Source organism: Psychromonas sp. SA13A, assembly GCF_011378715.1.
Lineage (GTDB): Bacteria > Pseudomonadota > Gammaproteobacteria > Enterobacterales > Psychromonadaceae > Psychromonas.
The window spans coordinates 1-21,018 of sequence record NZ_WTKU01000024.1 but is presented as its reverse complement, the minus strand read 5'-3'; the positions used below and the strand labels follow the sequence as shown (position 1 = coordinate 21,018).

Here is a 21,018-nt window from a genome sequence, read left to right as displayed (position 1 = left end):
CCAGTAAACAAAGTTGATCTTTGAGTTAAGACCACTCGTACCCTTTTACTTGATACTACTTATTTTTTTTCAATAAACCCTGTCCACTGGGTGGAATTAATAAGTAATAAAAGAGTTAGACAGACCTTAGAATTAGTTAAGGAACAAAAAAATACACAAAGGTCCTACTAAATTATTGAAAGGTGCTAAGGTTAAACGAGTATTTTATTGAGCAACTAACAAACAATATAAAATCAAAAAGATACATCATCATTACTGTTAATGTAAAAATCATTAACTATCAGCAAAATAATTAAACTTTAATTAACACTTGCCGATACAGATAAATCAACCTGTACTTTAAAAGTACGATATTTACCCTCTTCAAAAGCAGTGTTTAATAGATATGCAACAACAAATTTCAAATTTTTTTGAATATAGTGATTATAATTTATTCATTGTTTCTACGCACAACCCAGTATTAGTTATTTTATCAATATTGATTGCGATTCTTGCTTCTTTTATGGGGTTTCAAGTTGCTTCTCAAGCAAAGCATGCAACGCCTGCCCGTAAAAATTTATTACTATTAATTGGCAGTATTGCTTTAGGTGGAGGAGTATGGTCAATGCACTTCATTGGTATGCTCGCTCTAGAGCTGTGCACCAGTATTTCCTATCAGTTTGAATTAACGACACTCTCTATTTTACCTGCAGTAGCTGCTTCTTGGGTGGCTCTTAATTTACTCACCAACAAGAAAATACAAAGAAAACAGTTAGTTTATAGCGGTGTTCTGGTTGGCTCAGGCATAGGGACTATGCATTATGTGGGTATGTCGGCAATGGAGATGGCCCCTTTGCTTCGTTATGACCTACCTTTGTTTATCGTTTCTATTATTATCGCCGTTACCTTGGCAATATTAGCACTGTGGATAAGCTTTGGTTTAGATAAAAAGACATCGCTACCATTCAGTAAAAATACAAAACTAGCCATCTCAAGTTGTGTTATGGGAGCGGCCATTGCTGGTATGCATTACACAGGAATGCTTGCAGCGCGCTTTGTATTACCACCTGGCATCGAACTATCACAACAAACCAGCAATGTATCCACGTTGTTAGCGCTGGGTGTCACAACCATTACTGTGGTCATCATCTTTCTAGTGTTAGGTATTAACTTAATTATTCGCTATAAAGATATTTCAGCCACTGCAACTAATAATGAAAGACGACTGCTTGCCACTATGGACACCGCTATTGATGGCATTATTACGATTGATGCAGAGCGTATTATTATTAGCGTCAACAATGCAGTATCAACATTATTAGGATGGCAACCAGAAGAGTTAATTGGCAATAATGTCAAAATGTTAGTGCCTGTGCCTTTCCAGCATAATCATGATCAATATGTGAATAATTATCTACAAACTAGAGAAGCAAAAATAATCGGCAAAGGCCGAGAAGTAGAAGCGCTTTGTAAAAACGGTGAAAAAATTCCAGTACGCTTGGGAATTGGGCATGTAGAACTTAATAACCAACATATGTTCGTAGCCTTTATTTCTGACTTACGTGAGCGTAAAGCGATGGAAAACACTCTGCGTAAAAAAGAATCTAAGATCCGTTCCTTGGTCACTAATATTCCCGGTATTGCTTATCGTTGTATCGATAGACCGGGTTGGCCAAATATTTTCATTAATGACGAAGTTGAAAAAATGTTGGGTTACCCAGCTGAAGACTTCTTACTACCTCACCCTAAACGTAGTATTGCAGACTTTGTACATCCTGAAGATATGCCAACTATCGCACAGACTAATTTTCGTCACGCAAACGGCTTTCAGCTTGAATTTAGAGTCATTGACCGTAACAACAAAATAAAATGGGTACTGGGTTACGGTCGCTCAACAAAGGATGAAAACTCAGAGGATTATTTCCTTGATGGTTTCATCATGGACATTACCGACCGTAAAAAAATGGAATCCGCCTTAATTGCAGAAAAAGAAAAAGCTGAGCAAGCAGCAGCAACTAGAGCAGCTTTTCTCGCAAATATGAGCCATGAAATTCGCACTCCAATGAATGCGATTATTGGTTTTAGTGATATTTTATTGGATGAAGAATTAAGTACTCATCAAAGAAAACAACTAAGTACCATTAACCAATCAGCCAAGTCCTTATTACATATTTTAAATGATATTTTGGATAGCGCAAAATTGGATAAAGGTAAATTTCAGCTTGAATATCGGGATTTTTCGCTAGTCGAAGAAGTAGATTCAGTGGTATCAACATTATGGTTGCAAGCACAACATAAAAATTTAGATATTAATCTTAATATAGAGAAAAATATTCAACGCTTCTACCATGGTGTACCTGATCGATTAAGGCAAGTACTTACTAACCTAGTTGGAAATGCAATCAAATTCACCGAAAAGGGACACGTTGATATTACTATAAAAAGTGAAGCGGATGGTTTTTTAACCTTTGTTATTTCAGACACTGGCATCGGTATGACTCAGCAACAACTAGCAGCTATTTTTGATGCATTTTCACAAGCAGATGAATCCATGAGTCGTCGTTTTGGAGGCACAGGGTTAGGTACTACTATCAGTAAACAACTAGTTGAACTGATGGGAGGCACAATTTCGGCAAGCAGCGAATTTGATAAAGGCTCTACTTTTACATTTACTCTTCCTGTAAAAATTACGACAGCATCTGCAAGCCTAGACAAAAAACAAGATCAAGTTGTGCTACCGCAATTAAGTGTGTTGATTGTCGATGATATCGAGCAAAATATTGATTTATTAAGCTTGATCTTAAAACGACACGGGCATGTAATTTCCGTTGCAAGAAATGGTGAGCAAGCGTTATTGAAAATGGAAAGTGAAGGATTTGATGTCGTATTAATGGATATACAAATGCCAGTTATGGACGGTTTAACAGCGACCAAAAAAAGACGAATCTATGAAACAGAAAATGGGCTGCCACGATTACCGATCATTGCCTTAACAGCGAGCGTATTACCTCAAGATAAAAAATCTGCACAACTTGCAGGTATGGATGGTTTCGCTAATAAACCGATCGATATTCGACAGTTAATCGGTGAAATTGCAAATATTATTATTATTGATCAAGTAGACACTCTACCTAAAGATTCAGTTTCAACACAAAAAGCAACGATTGACCTTGAGAAGGGTATTGATTTGTGGGGATCTAAAACGACTTTATTCAATGAAGTCATAAACTTTTTAAACAAATCAGATCAGGAACTCTGTTCACTCGTGTCATTAGTACAAAGTAATGAATGGGCCACGCTAGAAAATATCGCACATAAATATAAAGGGGTTGCTGGCAATTTAGCACTGAACCAACTGATGCTCACGTTTACTGAATTAGAGCAAATAACCCGTAAACACAAACAAAGCGATGCTTTATTATTGATTGAAACGATTCAAAATGAAGTTGATGCTATTAGTAAATGCGCACAAAAGATGAGTAGTAAAACACATAAAAAAATACAAAGTAAACTTAATGCGACCTCTAAAGAACAGTTGCTTAACACTTTGTTAGCTTTACAGAAATATGTTACCAATAATGAATTCGATGATGACTTATTAGATACACTTCAAGCCAATGCTGCGGGTTACGATAACCAAGTTACACCTATCATTACTGCATGTAATGACTTTGATTTTGAATTAGCTTCAAGCCGTATCAAGACATTTATCGACACGTTACGCTCCAATGGTTAAATGATTAACAGGTGAATTGAATGCCAAATAGTAAACAAAATGTGCTTATTATCGATGACGAGCCTATTAACTTAAAAGTGTTGAACAATATTCTTAAGGATACCTATAAACTGACTTTTGCAAAAAGTGGTGAGGAAGCCTTACGCTTAATTGAAAAAGAACAACCTGATTTAATATTACTTGATGTAATGATGCCAGAAATGACAGGCTATCAGGTATGTGAACACTTAAAAAAAACTACTTTATATAAGTCTATTCCTATTATCTTTGTCACTGCTTTAAATGATGCAGTAGATGAAGCTAAAGGTTTGAATATGGGCGCCGTAGACTATATTTCAAAACCAGTCACACCCGCTGTAGTGAAAGCTCGCGTAAAAACACACCTATCATTAGTTGATGTTAATGAATTAAAGCGTACTCGATTACAAATAATACAACGTCTAGGTCGAGCAGCAGAATACAAAGATAATGAAACGGGTATGCATGTAATGCGGATGAGCCATTACTCTAAAATAATTTCTTTAGCTTATGGTCATTCAATGAAAGAAGCGGATGCTTTATTTCATGCTGCACCGATGCATGATATTGGGAAAATAGGTATTCCTGACAGCATCATGCTTAAGCCGGGCAAGTTAACTAGTGAAGAGTTCAGTATCATGCAAAAGCATCCGGAAATAGGGGCTGAAATACTCGGAGAGTCTGACTCTGATTTGATTGAGTTAGCTAAAATTGTCTCTATGACACACCATGAGAAATGGGATGGTACAGGCTACCCTAAGCAATTAAAGGGAGAAAATATTCCTATCGAAGGACGTATCGTCGCCCTAGCAGATGTTTTTGATGCGTTAACCAGTGTACGCCCTTATAAAGAGGCTTGGACGGTTGAAAAAGCCGTTGAGTTTATTACTTCGCAAAAAAATAAACACTTTGACCCAGAGCTAGTTGACTTATTTGTAAGTAAGCTAAACAAAATTGTAGAGATAAAAAATCGCTGGAAAGATTAGATAATGAAAGTCTTTTGATAAGCGATAGCACCTTTCAGTGCTAACGATAAAGCTTGTTAAAGGAGGTTATTATTTAAAAAATAATCGATCAATAAACAGACTTCATGAACAAAATAGGCGATAATCCGCGCTTACAAAATTTCAGGTGCTCAAAAATCCACCAATCTAGCATCCATTTATAAAAATATAGCTTCAGGAAATTTATTTATGTCCCAAGTTGGCACTCTTTTTATTGTATCTGCCCCAAGTGGCGCAGGGAAATCTAGCCTTATTAAGGCTTTATTAGCAGAAAACAGCGATCACCCTGCTCAAGTATCAATTTCACATACCACACGTTTGCCGCGTCCAGGTGAAGTAGATGGCGAGCATTACCATTTTGTTAGTAAAGCAGAGTTTGAACAGTTAATTTCTGAAAATGCATTTTTTGAATGGGCTGAAGTGTTTGGTAATTATTACGGAACCTCTCGCATCACCATTGAAGAGTCCTTGCAACAAGGCATCGACATCATGCTAGATATTGATTGGCAAGGTGCTCGGCAGGTACATCAAGTAATGCCAAACGCTAAAGGTATTTTCATCTTACCTCCAAGCCGCGCTGAGTTAGAAGCACGTTTGAACAAGCGTGGCCAAGATAGTGCAGAAGTGATTGCACAGCGTATGGAAAAAGCACAATCAGAAATGTCACACTATAATGAATATGATTATTTAATCGTCAATGACGATTTTGATACAGCTATACGTGAGTTTTCTGCTATTGTACGCGCACTGCGTAATGAGCAAGAAAAACAAGCGATAAAACACAGTAAAACCATCAAAGAGTTATTAGAAGTATAAACTCTATACTAAGGTGCTGGATCAATTCCTATTTTGCACATATAATAACCGCCCTTTTTTATGTAATTAACTTTTGGAGTTCAACAATGGCACGAGTAACCGTTGAAGATGCAGTAAATGTAGTAGGCAACCGTTTTGATCTAATCTTAATGGCTTCTCGCCGAGCTCGTCAGCTTGCTACTGGAGGTAAAACACCTTTAGTTGATCCAGAGAATGACAAACCAACCGTGATTGCTTTACGTGAAATTGAAGAAAACTTAATTACTAATGAGTTAATGGATATTCAAGATCGTCAAGAAAGACATGAAAAACAAGCTGCTGAATTAGCTGCTGTTGCTGCAATTGCTGAAGGTCGTGGTTAAATACTAACTGACCTTATAAAATGAAGAAGCGCTGATCATGTAAATGTTCAGCGTTTTTTTATGGCTAAAAAAATACTATCGATTGTATTAAATAGGTGGCTTAAATTTACTGCTGGAAATGAATTAGGTTGAAGCATAGATTGATGTAAATGTTATTTCCTTTAACGAACTTACAATAAAAAATACCTGATTTTAACCCGCGAAATAATTCACTTAATTATTCTAATTGATGTAATTAGTATAATCAGGAAAAAATTTTGTTTACTTTATTACTCCCCGCTCTCGCTATTATTATTGGTTTTGTGTTGCTTATATGGAGTGCTGATAAGTTTGTCTTAGGCGCGTCTAATACTGCACGCAGCTTTTCTATCTCTCCTCTCATAGTCGGTGTTGTTATTGTTGGCTTAGGCACCTCTGCCCCTGAGATGCTAGTCTCTGCAATGGCAGCCGCTGATGGCAATACCGGTTTATCAATTGGTAATGCTATCGGTTCTAATATCACTAATATTGGTTTAATGTTAGGGATCACTGCAATGCTTTATCCATTGCAAATTCACTCAAAACTGCTGCAACGTGAAATGCCAATCTTGCTCGCTATTATTGGCTTAAGCTATTTTATTCTCTGGGATATGGAACTCAGTTTTGCGAATGGTTTATTATTGCTAACACTAATGTTATTGATGTTAGCTTTCACTATTTGGGAAGCTAAAAATCAACCTGATGATGCCCTCTCACAGGAAATATTAGAGGAATTACCTGAACAAGTTAGTAAAGGAGAAGCCATTAAATGGTTGCTGATAGGCATCCTTATTTTGATTGCATCTTCACGCATTTTAGTTTGGGGAGCCGTTGAGATTGCAGAGTATTACCAAGTCAGTGATTTAATTATTGGCTTAACGATCGTTGCCATTGGAACCAGTTTGCCTGAATTGGCTGCAACCATCACAGCTGCGCGTAAAAAAGAATATGATCTCGCACTGGGTAATATTATTGGGTCTAATATCTTCAATATACTCGGTGTAATGGCATTACCAGGGCTTATTCGTCCTGGCACATTTGATAGCGCAGTATTAACCCGAGACTATCCAGTGATGTTAGGTTTAACGATCGCCTTACTGATATTCTCTATTGCTTGGCGTAGAGGAACTACTGGCGTTTTAGCGCGCGTTGAAGGTGGTTTATTATTAGCCGGTTATATCGGCTATATGTTTTGGTTATACACTGAGCTAATTGAAACGGTTGTTTAGTGTTAATTTAATTCAAACAAAAAATTAAAATTTAAAAGCGCTAAAGATATATTTTAGCGCCTTTTTTGCTTTAAAAAGTAAAAGCCAAAAATGACAATAAAATTGTCCATGGTTAATAAAGTACTTAGCCGATTCAACATTGAAGTACATAATGACTAAGCAGCGCCAAGCTGCAAAAAGTACCCACCCTTCTATTAATAAGCCAATAAGTCCAAGTGTTCTGGCGTCGAGATGTATAAATCAGAATGATCTTCCCAAAATAGCAGCCAACATTATTTACAGGGTCTAGCCGTGTAAAACTTGCTAAGCCCATTTTGAATCCCTCAATCAATAATTGCGGTGTATAGCTAATAATGACTCAACCCGATTGTGGTGCATTTTTATTATTCATACCATTCCACTTAATTAAATGGCCAAAAATTGCGAAGAAAAAATCAATGAGGGCAAGGCGTTTGATTGAGTAATAGTTAGCTATTGGGATTGAGAACAAAGAAGTTTTCATTAATTTTAATCAGCAATATTGATCTGGTGTTTATAAGGGCTGCTATCATTTAGGTAGCAGGTATAAAAAAGCCCAGCGTGTTAATACTAGGCTCTTTATTCCGAAATAAAAATTAAGTTTTATTTTGCGTTTAATACTTCTTCTGAAAAAGCTTCATTTTTTGCCTTCACTTCAGATGCAACATTTACTGGTGCTGTATTTTTTCTATGTGTTAAATAAAGTGGGATAGTTGCAAAGACTACTCCACCTACAATGTTACCCAAAATGGTAGGGATCAAGTTAAAGTTTAACCATGTTGCAATACCAAAATCAGCACCTAAAATCATACCGAGAGGGAAAAGGAACATGTTTACCACTGTATGTTCAAATACTAACGCGAAGAAGATAAAGATAGGTAACCACATCGCGACCACTTTACCTGCAACAGAGCGTGAAGTCATACCACCAATAACACCTAAACAGACCATCAGGTTACAAAAAATAGCGCGTACAAAACAAGTTATCCAGCCATCCATGCCTAGGTTTTCAAAACCAACGGTACGTGCTGTTGAGACTGCGATAAATTTCTGTGCCACAGCATTAGGGTCAATTGAAAAATTCATCGTTAATGAAATAGCAACCAAGTAAGCCACTATTAATGAACCAATTAAATTACCTAATCCAATCAGTCCCCAACAACGAAAAATACTCGCCCATGAAACTCCAGGGCGGTTATCAAATTTAGCCAACGGCGCTAAACCAAAAGCACCTGTTACTAAGTCAAACCCCATCAGGCTTAAAATACAAAAGCCAACAGGAAAGACAAGTGCACCAACAAGACCAACGCCTGTTTGTACAATAGCTGTGATAGCAACAACAACGGCAAGTGACAAAATAATGCCTGCCATGGTGCCACGTAAAAGCAGATCACCAGTGCTTGTTTTTGTTTTAGCTTCGCCAGCGTCGATCATCGTTTGTACGAAGTCAGTAGGTTTAATGTAAGACATAATATTGTCCCTATAGGTTAAAGTTTAAAGTTAAAATTGAATAGTGAAAGGCTCCCTACTTACCTTATGAATAACGATCATCACGTCCATAAGTAAGAAGCATTTAAGCTATTTAATCTTTAAAGCTGAACTTCTATGTTGCCTTCTTTAACACGCGTTTTATAAGTTGCGACGGAGACATCTTCATTTTCTAAACATGATCCATCAGCTAGATTAAAACGTTGTTTTTTAAGTGGAGAAGCAACCCACAACTGCTCTTTGTGCTCGCATACAATGCCGCGAGATAATACATTTGAGCGAGAAAATGGGTCCATATTATCAATGGCAAAGACCTGTTCTTTTTCGCTTGGACGAAATATGGCAATTTGCTTACCTTCAATTAATGCACAAACACCGGTTCCTATATAGATGTCGTTAAACGCACAAACTGGGATCCATTTACTCATTACACTTCCTCCAAATTGATTTTGTATGTTGGGGCTTTTTCTTCAATGAATGCAGGACGTTTTTGATCGCGTATCGGCGTAAATACAACATTTTCATCGTGTAAATCACTGTTAATAAAATGCGCAAAACGTTTTAATTGATTATTATCAGAGAGTGTTTCTGTCCACTCACACTTATAGCGACCAATTGCTGCAGCCATATCCATTTCAAGTTGATCATTAATACCTAGTTTATTATCGATAATCACTTTTTTCAGATAATCTATACCGCCATCTAGGTTCTCTAACCAAACTGAAGTACGTGTTGCTTTATCTGCAGTACGTACATAGAACATGACAAAACGGTCTAGGTATTTAAGCATTGTTTCTTTATCAAGGTCAGTGGCGAATAGATCTCCGTGGCGCGGCTTCATACCACCATTACCACACACGTACATATTCCAACCACTATCGGTTGCGATAAAACCAACATCTTTCCCCTGTGCTTCTGAACACTCTCGTGTACAACCTGATACACCAAATTTCATTTTATGCGGCATACGTAAGCCTTTATAACGGTTTTCCAGTTCAACACCGAGACCGATGCTGTCCTGCACACCAAAACGACACCAAGTATTACCCACACAGCTTTTAACCATGCGTAGTGCTTTGGCATAGGCTTGCCCCGTTTCAAAACCAGCTGCAATTAATTGCGACCAAATATCAGGTAAATCACCTTTATGCGCACCGAATAAAGCAATACGTTGTGCGCCTGTTACTTTAGTATAAAGCTCATACTGATCCGCCACACTTGCCAAAGCAGACAAAGCTTTAGGCGTTACTTCACCACCGGGCATACGTGGGATAACAGAATACGTACCATCTTTTTGCATATTACCGAGGAAAATATCATGGGTATCATGCAGACCATTATTATCGCTAGAAAGAATATACTCACTCCAACAAGACGCAAGAATAGATCCTACCGTTGGTTTACAGATTTCACAGCCGTAACCGCTACCGTATTTTGATAATAACTCAGAGAATGTTTTAATGCCTTCAACGCGGATCAGGTGGAATAACTCTTGACGAGAATAAGCAAAATGTTCACAAACATAATCATTAACTTCCACACCGAGTTTCGACAATTCAGAGTTTAATAGTTGAGTAACTAAAGGAATACAGCCACCACAACCTGTACCTGCACTGGTTTCCATTTTTATTGCATCAAGCGTGTGGTGACCCGCTGCAACTGCATCAGCAATATCACTTTTCTTAACATCAAAACATGAACAAATTTGTGCTGTATCAGGTAATGAATCAACACCCAGTGATACTTTTTCACCACCTGCATGAGCAGGTAAAATCAACGTGTCAGGGTGTTTCGGTAGCTCAATTCCATTAAGTTTGTATTGCAGTAAATCACTATAGCTTTCTGTATCGCCAACCAGTACTGCACCTAATAATGATTTGCCATCTTCAGAAACAATAATGCGTTTATAAACCGATGCGTTTTCATCAACGTAAACATAGCTTTTACAGTTTGGAGTACGTCCATTTGCGTCACCAATACTACCTACATCTACACCTAGTAATTTTAGTTTCGCGCTCATATCAGCGCCTTCGAATTCATTTTCGCGACCAAGAATATTATCTACAGCGACTTTTGCCATATTGTAACCTGGCGCTACTAACCCAAAGAATTTGTCATTCCAAGAAGCACATTCACCAATAGCATAAACATCCGGATCAGAAGTCATACACTGGTTATTGATAGCTATCCCGCCGCGCGGTCCAATTTCAAAACCACATTGTCTAGAAAGTCTATCCTGTGGACGAATACCCGTTGAGAAAACTATAAAATCAACTTCTAATGAAGTGCCATCGGCAAATTTTAGCGTGTTACGCGCCGTTTCACCCGATGCAATAATCTCCTGCGTATTTTTGCCCGTATGGACATTAACGCCAATACTTTCGATTTTCTGGCGTAACATCTGTCCGCCTTGTTGATCGAGTTGCTCAGCCATCAGTACAGGCGCAAATTCGATAACATGCGTTTCTACGCCAAGTGCTTTTAATGCACCTGCAGCTTCTAAACCTAATAAACCACCACCGACAACAACACCGCTTTTACTACGTTTTGCAGTTGCTTCAATGGCATTTAGATCTTCAATGGTACGATAAACAAAACAATCTTGGCTTTCATTACCTTTAATCGTAGGTACCCAAGGGTAAGAGCCCGTTGCCATTACTAATTTATCGTAAGCAACTTCACGCCCAGTTTGAGAAAGGACTATTTTTTTCTGACGATCAATGGTTAAAGCGCGTTCACCAATTAAAACTTCAATATTATGTTTTTCGTAGAAACCTTCTTTCACTAAAGAAAGTTCTTCGGCTGTATGATGAGAAAAGTAAGAAGATAAATGCACGCGATCATAGGCAACGCGTGGTTCTTCACAAAAAGCTGTAATAGAAAATTTTTCAAGATCAGCCTTTTCAACAAAGTCTTCAATAAAACGGTGACCAACCATTCCGTTACCAATAATTACTAATTTTTGTTTACTCATAATTTCCTCATTCACCAGCTAAAACTAAATTCCAGTGAAAGATAACCTAACTTCATAAATGGAACTTGATAGATATCAAGAGAAGTTGCATAAGTGTTAAAAATGAAAATTTAAAAGTAATTTTTTTACAAAAATCAACAAAAACCATTATTATTTTAAGGTTATTGTGGCTTTTGTCGTATTTTTATAGTGAATGAGGAGGGAATTAAACAATTAGCCATGATCATGCCATGGCTAAGGTTATTAACAATAGGAAGCTAACAGGTGACTTTATAAATATCTGGAAAGATAAATTGATAGTTTAACTGCGCTTTAACTTTTTCATTACATACAACTTTACTAACAGCGTTATCAGAAAATTGACAACTTGGTTCAGGATAACCCAATGATTTTGCCATTGTAGAATAATAGGCACTTTTACTGGGATGGTTATCTGCACAACCGTTAAAAATCTCACCCCAAGCACCTTGCTTTATTACCGTTTTAATCAGTTTAATACAATCTAGCTGATGAATAAGGTTAACCTTAGCATGGCCATCTTTAATGCTTTTACCGTTTGTAAAGAAACGTCCTGGGTGACGCTTTGGGCCAATTAAGCCAGCAAAACGGATCACCGAACACTCAAAATTAGGACTGTCAGTGAATAACTTCTCAATACACCGTAAGTTTGTTTCTTGAGTTAACGAGTCACTCTCTTTACATAAGCCTTGATCATTACCATAAACAGAGGTGGAGCTAATAAACAACACATGTTGAATAGGGCTATTTTCTATTTCAGTCAATAAAGCCTGATAGCCACTGAGTTGTTTACTAGTAATATTAATAATTAATGTGTCTGCTTGCAAAAAATCAGGTACGTTAGTTAACTCTTTTTCAATATCAACAACATATGATTTTAAGTTTTGCTCGCTTAACTGTTTGGCTTTCTCTAATGATCGCGTGGATAAGCGGATCTGTTGGCCATCTTGTTGCAAGCTTTTAGCCAATGGTAAACCTAGCCAGCCGCTACCTAAAATACTGATAGTACTTGTTGTATTATTCACATTTTTTCCTTATTAATAAGCTGTAAACATAAAAACAAAGGTTGCATTAAAGTGGTTGTGCACGACGTTGCTTAGTACTAATAATAATACTTTCTTTACGCACAGCTGAAGCTTGAGACCATTCTTTAATTTCAGATAAACTACGAAAGCATCCTGTACAAATATCTTTCTCATTTAAACAGCAGTTACTAACACAGGGAGAAGCGGGAGTTTGCATCTTTTTTCCTTAATTGATCATATGTCGCTTTAACATTTCTTTTCTGTAGCGTACGGATCAGTTACAATTTTGTCTTATCAGTTTAATAACAAAGAGAACTAAATGAAAATAATTCGCTGGCTATTAGGTCGTTTAATTTTAACGTTGAATTTCATTTTTGCACCGAAAAAACGAAAGCGTACACTGGAGCAACAACAAACCGTTGACCAAGAAACACAAAGCTTACAATTATATCAATTTCAAGCTTGTCCTTTTTGCGTCAAAGTACGTCGAGCAATGCGCCGTAATGCGCTCAATATTCAACTTGTCGATGCAAAGCAAACAGATAATCAACAACAACTCGCAGAGCAAGGTGGTAAGGTTAAAGTACCTTGTTTACGTATTGAAGAAGGCAACAAAGTCACTTGGATGTATGAATCTTCAGATATCATTGCTTATTTAGATAACAGGTTTGCCTAGTAAACAACCTCTTTTAATGCGTTAAAAGAGGTTGTTAATATTTATTTAAAGTATCGCTTTAACCCGTCATATCTTCATTTTTATACTTTCAGCTTATTCAGATAATGGTTTGATAATTTTCACATCTGATTGGTAATGGGTATATTAATGATGATGCCCGTGATCATGGCGGTGTTCTAATAAACTCTTAGGCAATAACTCCGCAATAAAAGCGCGCGCACCTCTGCGTAATAATGAAGCAAAGTACAACACCAAAATAACTGTTAAGCTTAGTATATGCCACCAAGAAAAATCTGAATCTAACTCAGCTAACCATGGCAGAGGAAAGGCATCTATATATTGGTTTAACGATAATCCTATTAAGAAAGCCCCTACTAACATCACCATTGCAAAAGCAAAAGCGGCAAAATACCCCTGTTGTAATCGCAACTGTTTCAACAAATCTAAACTAATGCTCGGCCCAATCAATAAACAAGCAATCGCGGCACCAGGAGATAAACCTGCAATTAACATCACCGCAATAACGGGTGTCATTCCAGTTGCACATAATGCAAAAGGAAATGCGATGACTACCATTACTAATACTTGCAACCATAATGCTTGTTCAAAGAATGCCCATGCGGGTGTTGCAGATAAGGTTGCAGCTAAAGCCCAGCCGAATATAACCCAAGGTGCAGTATGATCTAATTGATGTTGATAACCCTGCTTAATCGCAGTGATAAAGCGAGAAGTAGGTTTTCCGCCTTCACACTTTTGTGCGACAACAGCTGAAATTGGATTTTTAAAATGACGCCCTAATAACCATGCAATGACAGTAGCAAATACCACTGCAAAAACAATGCGTAATAAAACTAGCTGTTCGCCTAATAATGGAATAGAAATTAAAATCGCATCAAAGCCAATAATTGGCGTTGCAATTAAGAAAGCAGTCGCAAAGGTTTGATTCGCACCCAAACCTAATAATTGCTGATGCATTTTACTTGCCGCCGGAGAGCAAATAGGTAGTGGTAAACCATAAACAACACCTTTGATCGCATCTTTAAAGTAGGCTTTATTATGCAGTGTTGGTAATACGTTTAAGGTCGGTTTAAAGTAATGCATTAAGCCACTTAAAAGATAAGCGAGTAGCAGCATAGGCGCGCTATATAAAGCTAACTTAGTGAAATTTACTAATGTTAACGCTGTATTATGTTGTTGGTGGCTAACCTCATTTTCAGCATCATGTTGATGCCCTGCATGTTCATCCAATAATTCATCGTGTTCATGGCCTACATGCTCATCCACTAATTCATCATGTGCATGTCCTGCATGTTCATCGTCTAATTCATCATGTGCATGACCTGCATGTTCATCCACTAATTCATCATGTGCATGTCCTGCATGTTCATCGTCTAATTCATCATGTGCATGACCTGCATGTTCATCCACTAATTCATCATGTGCATGTCCTGCATGTTCCATATGCAACTCAGTCATAGAGTTTGTTTCTACTCCATGATCATGATTGTGCTGAATATAGCCCAACCAATGCGGTAGCAATACAAACCCTAGGACAACTAAGCCAATAAAACTACCAATACCAGCGGCATACTTATGTTCTTTCAGGTCGCCTGTTTGATGCTTTTTATGGTGATGTAAATAAGGTCTATGTACTACAACATGCATAATAGAGCCCATAACAAAGGCTTGGAACCAAGCTAAATATTGTCCGTCTAACTGTGCCATTGAGAATTCAGCATAGGACGCTCCAACTAGAGTCGCAGTCGCCATACTAATCAACACTACAAAGGGTAAAATAACACCATATTGAGGGCGTAATAACCACCAGATAGTTAACCCTACAGGAAAACGATGCAGTAATACTCCCAATGCTAATAACCAGCCAGTGTGATCGGCTTGATCTACTAATAATACGGCACCATCAATACTGGCATGCAATACTAATCCTAAGACACCAAGCAGTAAGGTTGTGTTGTGTGCTTTATTGGCGGCTTTATGAAAGTACTTCTCGATTAACGAAGGCATTAACAAACCGAGACTGGTTAGTACTAAAACTAATAAGCCTCCTTCAAAAAGCAGCTCAGGCAAAATGTGGAAGAGTACTAACCCTGAAATACTCACAAAAATGAAAGCATCCAATAAATCTAACCAACCAGGTTGACGTTGTAATAGACGATAAGTGACAGGACCTAAAAATAAGGCCAAAATGCTTAGAGTGAGTAACATAAAAAAACCAGCTAGCAAAAGATGTTATACTATAACAGCCAGAAATAACTCGCTATAAAAATAGCGTAATAAAAACAATTTTTATTGTTTTGCTAATCTAATTTCGATTGATTCAATATATTCACGCTGCTCCGCTAGATTCAAAGCATTAGGTCTTAATACTTGAATTTTCTTCACCACTTTATGAAGTACCTCTCCTCGCTCTAGTAATATTTGAGCGGCGATCATACCCGTCCGCCCCGAGCCTCCTTTACAATGGATCGCAATACTCTTTTCATTTTCTAATAGGCGATGGATAGCTGGACCAGCAGTTTCTCACAAGGTACTAAAATCTTTATCTGGGGTTTGATCATCACAGATCGGTAAATGAAACCATGACATACCTAAGGATTTGACTGCTATGCCAACATCATTTAATACCAGTGCTTGTAACTCTTTTTCAGTCATCAAGGTGATCACCGCATTAGCACCATATTCTTTTAAAGCCTGTAAAGCGGATTTCAATGGAAGTTCTTTAGTGCCGGGGCATGGAGTTAATAACAACTTAGCATTACTGTGTTCAACACTAAGAGGAAAGATGGGGTGTAAACTCATTAAACTACCTACTAATATCAAATATAGTGATTAAGCTTATTAAAATAATTACTATAAAAAGCAAAAATAAAAAAAGTAAGCCGAAACTTACTTTTAAAATATACTCGCTAATAATGACGAAATTATGACCTATCAGCTATCGATATGTATTAAATTTGTAGAGGTTGGTTTAGCAGCAAAGGTTAGCCCTTCTCGATAACAAAGGTTAGCTTGCTCCTGCTTACCTTCTTGCTCTAATAGCGAAGCCAGTAATTTATAATCAGCAATATTGGGTAGCGTTTTAAGACTTTCAGTCAAATGTTCAATAGCAGCTTCATTCTGACCTTCTTTCAGTTTTAAGTGCGCTAAAGCCTGATGGATATAATCGACATGTGCTGATTTCTTTAGCTGCTTCTCTAGAAACATAATAATAGGATAATAATCGGTTACTTGTATTTTTTGTAAATAAGGTAATAGTGGCAATGAGAATTGACGGTGTAATTTATCTAACAAAAATTCTTGCGCGACTTTTCCTCGATCATGTTCAACTAATGCGGCTAGCATCGCTTCCTGATAGCTCAATTCTTTACGCATCCAACGAGCAACATCTTTATGCCAATAATCATTAAGCAGCTGACCACTTTCCTGTGCTAATTGTTTAAATAATTGTTGATGTGCATGAAGCTCTAACTCAGCAAACTGTTGATCATTTAAGCCTGTTAATTTTCGTTGAGCATTAATTAATGTGATCAACTCTTGCCATTGATTAAGCGCTGGATATAGCGTCATATAATGTTGTAAAACTTGCTTATTTTTAGGAAAATTTTGATTTAACTCGTTTAATGTTGCAGATGCATTTTCATATTGCTGTGCATCAAGTTGTAACTCAGCCCAAACAAGTCCAACAGCTAGTTTACAACCAGGGTGATGATTAGCTGATTGCAGATAATCATCACGCTGGTTAAAGTCACCATTTTTATGCGATGCTCGAGCTGCTGCAATATAAGTCAATGCAGGAGCTTCACTTCGAGAGGCAGATTTAGATAATAATTTTTGAGCTTGTTTGGTATTTCCTTCTAACAAAGCAAGCATACCTAATAAACTATTTCTCTGTGCTTTACGTGTTTTACGCTGCCCAAACCACCCACGAGTAACACTACTCATAGACAGTAATTTACGTAATACCCATTCTACAAAAAGTAATAAAAAGTAAAAAATAACCGCAATAAGTGCTGCATTGATTATTGTTGTTTCATAGGTGGTATAGCTATCAAATGAAATTAAAATATAACCTTTGTAGGCACTTATTTCAGGCGCAAAGATTAATGCGGCTAATAAGATAAGAACAATAATTAAAACTCGTATCATAATAATTACTCCGCACTTTCAATAGTAAATGACTTGCTAATGCGTTGTTTAAGAATACGAGAAAGCAACGGCGCACTTTTGAATTGATCTGGGTAAGTAATAGCAACTTTTTGCTTACTAAGTCTTTTGATCGAAGTGTGGAATTGTTCAGTTCCTTTATCTTCCATATCATAATAAAGCTCGATTAGCTTCATTGCATTTGTCATGGACAAATCGTAAATGTCTTGCTGCTCTCTATAAACTGCGAACTCAGCTTTAGCAAGATGGTTTCTTAAATTTTCTTGTAAATACCAAGCTTGCTCAGGCGCTAATAAAGCTTCAACGGGTTTATCTCGATGAGATATAACGATAAAACTAGCAACAAAATCATCCCAAGACTTGTTAATATTTTGCTCCCAATCAGCGATATCTGAAGATACAGCACCATCTGTTGCTTTATTTACTTCAGGCATATCCAAACCAACCATTACAAGTTGGTCAATACGTCGCTCTAAACTTGATAAAGCTAATACAACACTATCAGGATCGCGTTGAGGTAAAGCTTCCAGCATATTAATATCTTCAAGTACCGCACGTCGTAATGGATTCAGGCTTGGATCACCCATTTCAACAATACGTTGATCAGCAGCACTCAATAAAGATGTAGCAGTAGTCAAATCATGCTCTAGCCATAATTTTCGCCCAGCTAAATTGATCAAGTATTCCACTTCAGACAAAATCCAATCACTTGGATGACGAATATTCGTTTCCGCCATATTACGTTGCAACGCTTGCATGTCCGAACTAAACAATTTGCTTTTATTTTGTGCATCTAACAACTGAATATTTAATTGTTCAACTTGTGTTTTAAAGCTGTTATTTAATGATTTGCTTTGTTGGAATTGCTTCTCTTGCTGTTCCACTTGCTCTGCTAATTGACTAGCTAACACTTCAATTTTTTCTTTGTATATATTGTTATTCACTGAGTTGTTCTTATAGAGATACCAACCGAATACAATGATAAATAAAGACAGTAAAATAGAAATAACAACGAGGATCGCAACAAGTCGAGAAGACTTTTTGGGTTTATCATTGACAACTTCAGGCTCAACAGTCGCCGATATATTTTGATTTTCAGTATTAGTATCAGTCATAACTTTCCTATTTAAAAACTAATGGGCTATACAGTTGCCATCATCTGCTTTGAAAAATTCTACTAGCTGCTCGGTACGTAAACTTGGTAAGAGAACAACATCTTTCACCCCTAACAAAGTAGCTTCCTTAGCGACTCGTTGGCTTGGAACATAAAAAACCAAACCACATAACCAATTTTTATCATTCATTGGTACCAAAGCAAATAATTGATTTAAGATCTCTACGCTACTGATAATAACACCATTTATAGAGGCTTGTTGCCAATTATTAGCTAATTCGTGACCATCCAAGACAATCTTGACACGTTTATATGTTTGTAAGAAATCTACTTTTGCGCCACGTTCAATCAATGCATTTTCTAATAAGTCTCTTCCGCCTTCACCGCGTAAGATTAAAACATGCTTATTTTTAATTGATTGTAGTGCTGCAAGCTCTAATAAACCTTCACTATCAAATCTTGTTAAAGGACACATAACATCTTGCTTAGTCACTTCGCTTAATTGTATTTGTGTCGATTTACCTACAGCCAAATAAGTTGCTCTTGGCCAGTCACCATTAATTTGTTGTTGTGCATATTTAACAGCATTACCACTGACGACAATCACCAAGTCATAATAACCACTTAAAAACATATCGAGAGCCTGACGCTCCTTTAATAGTGTTGTCATTAATAGAGGTTGAGCAATCGCAAAGCAATCAACATGACTTAAATGTTCAACCAACTCCTGTGCATGAGGCGCAAAACGAGTCACTAATAGTCGTGGAGCAAGTTTCACTTATAAACTTCACTTAAAATTTCTTTTGCACCTGCGTCTAATAATTGCTGTGCTAATTGCTCACCTAACTGATGTGCATCATCAATATGACCAATTAATTCTTTTCTAATAATATGCTTACCATCAACACTCCCAACTAAACCACGTAAAAACACTTGGTCATCTTCTTGTAACAAAGCAAAACTACCAATAGGGACTTGGCAGCCACCCTCAAGTGCTAAATTCATTGCTCGCTCAGCAGTCACTCGAATACGAGTATCACGATGTTCTAATGGGGCAAGTAAAGCAATGGTGTCTGCATCATCTAGTCGACATTCAATACCAACGGCACCTTGGCCAACAGCTGGCAAGCTAACTTCTGGCTCTATATAACTAGCAATGCGCGATGCCATCTCTAAACGGATTAAACCAGCGGCAGCAAGAATAATCGCATCATATTCACCGTCATCTAACTTGCGCAAACGAGTGTTGACATTACCTCGTAAGTCTTTAATTTTTATATCTGGTCGTAATTCACTTATTTGACATTGACGTCTTAGACTACAAGTACCAACGACAGCTCCTTCGGGTAAATCAGATAATTGTTTGTAGTTATTAGAAACAAATGCATCACGTGGGTCTTCACGCTCACAAATAGTACTTAACCCCAAACCTTCTGGAAAATCTACAGGAACATCTTTCATCGAATGCACTGCAATATCAGCACGCTTTTCAAGCATAGCGACTTCTAACTCTTTAACAAATAAACCTTTCCCACCGACTTTAGCTAATGGCGTATCTAAAATGATATCGCCCTTTGTTTTCATTGGTAATAATTCAACAGTTAAATCTTGATGGTGCTTCAATAATTCGGCTTTAACAAAATTAGCCTGCCACATTGCTAATGGACTATGACGAGTTGCAATACGGATAATTTTTTTGGACATGATATTTTCTCTAACAAAGGGAGTTTTTATGCTATCAAAAACAAAACAATGATCCAGAGAAATATTTGATAATGCGTCAAAGTTCGAGTTAAAGCATAAATTCTCTAGCCTTGTTCAGTTAATTAATGCAATTGATACTGGCATTTAGCCAATGGTCAATGTTCTTTGATGTTAAGACTTATAGGTATTTGATCGCGATTTTCCTGAACGCGTATACAGATTGTTAATATTCGTATCATTGGAATAGCGCTGATTAAGCTGTTGGCGATAGAAAAACGTCGCGAAACGTTTGAAAATTTAAAGTACTGGCCACCAAAAGCCCTAAACGAAAAAATCCCTGCTGACGTCAGTCAACAGGGATTGTTCTAAATACTATGCAAGCTTGTCGATGGGTGAACATTGCTCATGACCCATCGTTGTCGCGATATCACCAGGGCACGCAGAGCTTAGCCCGCTCATAAAACGATGCTGTCGCATCATTCGCCCCTATCTATCGCGCTGAAGGAAGCCACTGCGTGGCGCTTTATTTATCCCCTGCTCAGCAGGACATCACCACCAAAGGCCCTAAACGAAAAAAACCCTGTAGACAGAGTCTACAGGGTTTTTCCGTATTAGGCGCTTGGCGATGACCTACTTTCGCATGGGGAGACCCCA

General features: G+C 37.4%; 18 protein-coding genes. 6 read left to right on the top strand and 12 right to left on the bottom strand.

The genetic code is table 11. The features are described 5' to 3' along the window. Nucleotides 1-385: 385 nt before the first annotated feature. From GQR44_RS16730 to GQR44_RS16710, 5 genes are all read left to right on the top strand, one after another. Complete coding sequence (locus GQR44_RS16730) at nt 386-3,715, top strand: MHYT domain-containing protein (RefSeq protein WP_166372835.1); 3,330 nt, start codon at nt 386-388, stop codon at nt 3,713-3,715. Nucleotides 3,716-3,735: 20 nt separating this feature from the next. Continuing rightward, a complete protein-coding gene (locus tag GQR44_RS16725; RefSeq protein ID WP_166372834.1) occupies nt 3,736-4,719 on the top strand; it encodes a two-component system response regulator in 984 nt (327 codons plus the stop codon). 207 nt (nt 4,720-4,926) lie between these two features. Beyond that, nucleotides 4,927-5,553: a guanylate kinase gene (gene gmk / locus GQR44_RS16720; protein WP_028868172.1), complete on the top strand. Its 627-nt coding sequence runs from the start codon at nt 4,927-4,929 to the stop codon at nt 5,551-5,553. An 86-nt stretch (nt 5,554-5,639) separates the two neighbouring features. Continuing rightward, nucleotides 5,640-5,915 (top strand): DNA-directed RNA polymerase subunit omega, encoded by a 276-nt coding sequence (gene rpoZ / locus GQR44_RS16715; protein WP_025563521.1) that lies wholly within the window; start codon nt 5,640-5,642, stop codon nt 5,913-5,915. 257 nt (nt 5,916-6,172) lie between these two features. Continuing rightward, a complete protein-coding gene (locus GQR44_RS16710) occupies nt 6,173-7,162 on the top strand; it encodes a calcium/sodium antiporter (RefSeq protein ID WP_166372833.1) in 990 nt (329 codons plus the stop codon). A gap of 621 nt (nt 7,163-7,783) precedes the next feature. On the opposite strand, the gene GQR44_RS16705 is transcribed toward GQR44_RS16710, so the two are convergent. The 5 genes from GQR44_RS16705 to GQR44_RS16685 all read right to left on the bottom strand — a co-directional run bounded on the left by GQR44_RS16705 (nt 7,784) and on the right by GQR44_RS16685 (nt 12,902). Further along, the gene (locus GQR44_RS16705; RefSeq protein ID WP_166372832.1) at nt 7,784-8,650 is read right to left on the bottom strand and encodes a formate/nitrite transporter family protein; all 867 of its coding nucleotides are present in this window, start codon (nt 8,648-8,650) and stop codon (nt 7,784-7,786) included. Nucleotides 8,651-8,769: 119 nt separating this feature from the next. Further along, a complete protein-coding gene (gene nirD, locus GQR44_RS16700) occupies nt 8,770-9,096 on the bottom strand; it encodes a nitrite reductase small subunit NirD (RefSeq protein ID WP_166372831.1) in 327 nt (108 codons plus the stop codon). Beyond that, entirely contained in the window at nt 9,096-11,642 is a 2,547-nt protein-coding gene (gene nirB / locus GQR44_RS16695; RefSeq protein ID WP_166372830.1) for a nitrite reductase large subunit NirB, read from the bottom strand. Before nirB ends, nirD begins: the two co-directional genes overlap by 1 nt. 257 nt (nt 11,643-11,899) lie before the next feature. Further along, entirely contained in the window at nt 11,900-12,685 is a 786-nt protein-coding gene (locus GQR44_RS16690; protein WP_166372829.1) for a dTDP-glucose 4,6-dehydratase, read from the bottom strand. A gap of 46 nt (nt 12,686-12,731) precedes the next feature. Then, nucleotides 12,732-12,902, bottom strand: a complete 171-nt coding sequence (locus GQR44_RS16685) for a DUF1289 domain-containing protein (RefSeq protein ID WP_166372828.1) — start codon at nt 12,900-12,902, stop codon at nt 12,732-12,734. 102 nt (nt 12,903-13,004) lie between these two features. Here GQR44_RS16685 and GQR44_RS16680 point away from each other — a divergent pair, with 102 nt between their 5' ends. Next, nucleotides 13,005-13,361, top strand: coding sequence for a glutathione S-transferase N-terminal domain-containing protein (locus GQR44_RS16680; protein WP_166372827.1), 357 nt, complete (start codon nt 13,005-13,007; stop codon nt 13,359-13,361). Between the two features lie 144 nt (nt 13,362-13,505). Here GQR44_RS16680 and GQR44_RS16675 read toward each other — a convergent pair whose 3' ends face one another. The 7 genes from GQR44_RS16675 to hemC all read right to left on the bottom strand — a co-directional run bounded on the left by GQR44_RS16675 (nt 13,506) and on the right by hemC (nt 20,364). Beyond that, nucleotides 13,506-15,587 carry a permease gene (locus GQR44_RS16675; RefSeq protein WP_166372826.1) on the bottom strand — a complete coding sequence of 694 codons (2,082 nt, stop codon included), beginning with the start codon at nt 15,585-15,587 and terminating at the stop codon, nt 13,506-13,508. Between the two features lie 81 nt (nt 15,588-15,668). After that, complete coding sequence (locus GQR44_RS19910; RefSeq protein WP_240923711.1) at nt 15,669-15,815, bottom strand: hypothetical protein; 147 nt, start codon at nt 15,813-15,815, stop codon at nt 15,669-15,671. 87 nt (nt 15,816-15,902) lie between these two features. Continuing rightward, the gene (locus tag GQR44_RS19905; protein WP_240923710.1) at nt 15,903-16,181 is read right to left on the bottom strand and encodes a hypothetical protein; all 279 of its coding nucleotides are present in this window, start codon (nt 16,179-16,181) and stop codon (nt 15,903-15,905) included. A 132-nt stretch (nt 16,182-16,313) separates the two neighbouring features. Next, entirely contained in the window at nt 16,314-17,528 is a 1,215-nt protein-coding gene (locus GQR44_RS16665) for a heme biosynthesis HemY N-terminal domain-containing protein (RefSeq protein ID WP_166372825.1), read from the bottom strand. 5 nt (nt 17,529-17,533) lie between these two features. After that, the gene (locus GQR44_RS16660; RefSeq protein WP_166372824.1) at nt 17,534-18,661 is read right to left on the bottom strand and encodes a uroporphyrinogen-III C-methyltransferase; all 1,128 of its coding nucleotides are present in this window, start codon (nt 18,659-18,661) and stop codon (nt 17,534-17,536) included. Between the two features lie 18 nt (nt 18,662-18,679). After that, complete coding sequence (locus tag GQR44_RS16655; protein ID WP_166372823.1) at nt 18,680-19,438, bottom strand: uroporphyrinogen-III synthase; 759 nt, start codon at nt 19,436-19,438, stop codon at nt 18,680-18,682. Beyond that, nucleotides 19,435-20,364, bottom strand: a complete 930-nt coding sequence (gene hemC, locus GQR44_RS16650; protein WP_166372822.1) for a hydroxymethylbilane synthase — start codon at nt 20,362-20,364, stop codon at nt 19,435-19,437. The genes GQR44_RS16655 and hemC overlap by 4 nt, the downstream gene beginning before the upstream one ends. Nucleotides 20,365-21,018: the final 654 nt, after the last annotated feature.

What these genes read in the sequence shown, in the direction of transcription:
- GQR44_RS16660 (WP_166372824.1), bottom strand. Translation starts at nt 18,661, where the DNA reads ATGACTGATACTAATACTGAAAATCAAAATATATCGGCGACTGTTGAG.
- GQR44_RS16705 (WP_166372832.1), bottom strand. Translation starts at nt 8,650, where the DNA reads ATGTCTTACATTAAACCTACTGACTTCGTACAAACGATGATCGACGCT.
- rpoZ (WP_025563521.1), top strand. Translation starts at nt 5,640, where the DNA reads ATGGCACGAGTAACCGTTGAAGATGCAGTAAATGTAGTAGGCAACCGT.
- GQR44_RS16730 (WP_166372835.1), top strand. Translation starts at nt 386, where the DNA reads ATGCAACAACAAATTTCAAATTTTTTTGAATATAGTGATTATAATTTA.
- gmk (WP_028868172.1), top strand. Translation starts at nt 4,927, where the DNA reads ATGTCCCAAGTTGGCACTCTTTTTATTGTATCTGCCCCAAGTGGCGCA.
- GQR44_RS19905 (WP_240923710.1), bottom strand. Translation starts at nt 16,181, where the DNA reads ATGAGTTTACACCCCATCTTTCCTCTTAGTGTTGAACACAGTAATGCT.
- nirB (WP_166372830.1), bottom strand. Translation starts at nt 11,642, where the DNA reads ATGAGTAAACAAAAATTAGTAATTATTGGTAACGGAATGGTTGGTCAC.
- GQR44_RS19910 (WP_240923711.1), bottom strand. Translation starts at nt 15,815, where the DNA reads ATGATCGCCGCTCAAATATTACTAGAGCGAGGAGAGGTACTTCATAAA.
- GQR44_RS16725 (WP_166372834.1), top strand. Translation starts at nt 3,736, where the DNA reads ATGCCAAATAGTAAACAAAATGTGCTTATTATCGATGACGAGCCTATT.
- GQR44_RS16685 (WP_166372828.1), bottom strand. Translation starts at nt 12,902, where the DNA reads ATGCAAACTCCCGCTTCTCCCTGTGTTAGTAACTGCTGTTTAAATGAG.
- hemC (WP_166372822.1), bottom strand. Translation starts at nt 20,364, where the DNA reads ATGTCCAAAAAAATTATCCGTATTGCAACTCGTCATAGTCCATTAGCA.
- GQR44_RS16680 (WP_166372827.1), top strand. Translation starts at nt 13,005, where the DNA reads ATGAAAATAATTCGCTGGCTATTAGGTCGTTTAATTTTAACGTTGAAT.
- GQR44_RS16675 (WP_166372826.1), bottom strand. Translation starts at nt 15,587, where the DNA reads ATGTTACTCACTCTAAGCATTTTGGCCTTATTTTTAGGTCCTGTCACT.
- GQR44_RS16665 (WP_166372825.1), bottom strand. Translation starts at nt 17,528, where the DNA reads ATGATACGAGTTTTAATTATTGTTCTTATCTTATTAGCCGCATTAATC.
- nirD (WP_166372831.1), bottom strand. Translation starts at nt 9,096, where the DNA reads ATGAGTAAATGGATCCCAGTTTGTGCGTTTAACGACATCTATATAGGA.